This window comes from Rhodococcus sp. EPR-147 (genome assembly GCF_001647185.1).
Lineage (GTDB): Bacteria > Actinomycetota > Actinomycetes > Mycobacteriales > Mycobacteriaceae > Rhodococcoides.
The window spans coordinates 1-2,361 of sequence record NZ_LVCU01000529.1 but is presented as its reverse complement, the minus strand read 5'-3'; the positions used below and the strand labels follow the sequence as shown (position 1 = coordinate 2,361).

At 63.4% G+C, this 2,361-nt stretch carries 2 protein-coding genes; both read right to left on the bottom strand.

All coding sequences use genetic code 11. From position 1 onward, the window contains the following. Positions 1-845 (bottom strand): ABC transporter permease (locus A2J02_RS23085; protein ID WP_068054132.1); only part of this gene is annotated, 845 nt, incomplete at its 3' end. Positions 846-992: 147 nt separating this feature from the next. Further along, positions 993-2,361 (bottom strand): peptide ABC transporter substrate-binding protein (locus A2J02_RS23080; protein ID WP_068054130.1); only part of this gene is annotated, 1,369 nt, incomplete at its 5' end.

Sequence of the window (2,361 nt, the reverse complement as noted above, 5' to 3'; positions counted from 1 at the left end):
AAGAGCGTCACGATGCCGACGACGACGGCACCTTCCTGACGGGCGAGACCGTCGTAGATGGCGCGGCCGAGCCCGGGCAGGTTGAACACCGTTTCGGTCACGATGGCACCGCCCAGCAGACCACCGACGTCGGCACCGATGAAGGTGACAACAGGAATCAGCGAGTTGCGCAACGCATGTCGAACGATGATGCGCCGGTTGCTGATTCCCTTGGATTTGGCGGTGCGGATGTAATCCGCGGCCATCGACTCGGCCACCGAGGTGCGGGTCAGACGAGCCACGTACGCCATCGACAGCGATGCGAGCACCAGGCCGGGAAGCAGGTAACTCGACCAGCCGTCGTTGATGCCGGAGATCGGGAAGATGCCTAGCTTGAGCCCCAGCGTGAACTGCGCGATGAAGCCGAGAACGAACACCGGCACCGACACCAGCAGCGTCGTCGAGATGAGCACCAGGTTGTCGAAGAAGGATCCGCGCTTGAGGGCGGCGAGCACGCCTGCAGCGATACCCATGACGGTCTCGATGACGACGGCCACGATGGTCAATCGGACCGTGACCGGAAGTGCCCGCTCGATGGTGTCGAGAACGGGGCGTCCGGAGAAGTCGGTACCGAAATCGCCCTGGAAGAAGCCGCCGATGTACTTGAAGTACTGCACGAACAGGTTGTCGTCGAGGTTGAACTCGTCTCGCAACTGGGCGACGACGCCCGGGGCGAGGGGGCGATCTCCGGCGAGGGCGCGGATGGGATCACCCGGGAGCGCGTAGACCATCGCGAAGATCAAGAACGAGGAGCCGATCAGGACGGGAATCGTCAACAGTAATCGGCGAGTGATGTAGCGACCCACTGTGTGTCTTCTCCTTGAACAAGGGACGAACCTGCGCCTCGGGTCTTGCCGGCGCAGGTCGGTGTGGGACGGATGCGCCCCACGGTTGAACGAGACCCGGTGGGTGACAGCCGATCACGCTTGGCTGCCACCCACCTGGGTGTGTCGTCAGCTGACTACGACGTCCTCGAGGATGATGTTGCCTCGGTTGTCGATCTTGACGTCGGAGACGCGATCGGACCACACAGCCTGGTTCAGGCCGTAGAACAGCGGAGTAGCGGGCATCTGGTCGATCAGGATGTCCTCTGCCTTCTGGTAGTCCGCGGTTGCAGCGTCGATATCTGCAGCGTTGTTGCCTTCGGCCAGCGCGGCGTCGAATGCCGGATCGTTGAAGAAGACGTAGTTGCTACCTGCAGGCGGGGTTGCGGCTGCCGAGTACAACGGGGAGAGGAAGTTGTAGATCGACGGGTAGTCCATGATCCAGCCCGAACGGAACGGGCCGGTCATACCCTGAGCGTCCTGCAGCGGCAGGTACTGCGCGAACTGGAGGTCACCGCGCAGTGCGTAGTTCACACCCAGGTTGTCACGCAACTGGTTGCCCACGGCGGTCATCCACGAGTCGTGGCCCGCACCGGCGTTGAACCACAGATCCACCGGCTGGCTGCGGTCGAATCCGGCCTCGTCGAGCAGACGGTTGGCCTCGTCCGCGTTGAGCTCGCAGTTGGCACCGCAGGCGTCCTCGCGGTAGCCGTCGACGACGGGCGATGCGAAAGAACCTGCCGGAGTGCGGGTATCGGTGAAGATCGCGGTCGCGATGGCCTGGCGATCGATGGCCATCGAGAATGCCTTACGCACGTTCGGATCCTGGAATCGCGGATCGTACGTCGGGAAGCCGAGCGAGGTGATGTCGGGACGTGCGCGCTCGCCGTACCGGTCACCGAACGTGTCGCGGGCAGTGGCCCATGCGTCCTCGGGGAGGTCGAGCATGACGTCGAGTCCGCCACCCTGAACGTCGTTGTAGCCGGTGCTCACCTCGGTGTAGACCTTGAAGTTGACGCCTGCGGACTGTGCCGCATTGTCGCCTGCGTAATCGTCGTACTTGGTGACGGTGAATCCCTGTCCGGGAACGAAGTCCTCGTCGGCCTTGAACGGGCCGTTACCGATCGGGCGAGCGCCGTAGGCGTCGGGGTCCGCGTAGAACGCCTCGGGCAGCGGGTCGAATGCGGTGTATCCCAGCGTGAGCGGGAAGATCGCGAACGGTCCGTTGAGCTTGACGGTGAAGGTCGTGTCGTCGACGACGCTCAGGCCGCTCAGTTCGGTCGCGACGGGCTCGGCGGTGTCGCTGCCCTGCAGGTCTGCGTAGCCTTCGATGTTCTCGAAGAAGTAGGAGGCACCGAAAGCGTTGGTACTCAACGCGTTGTAGCTCCAGGCTTTGGTGTAGGACTCGGCCGTGACGGGGGTGCCGTCGTGGAAGGTCCAGCCGTCCTTGAGCTTGACGGTCCAGGTGGTGTTGTCCTCGGACTCGACGGACTCGGCA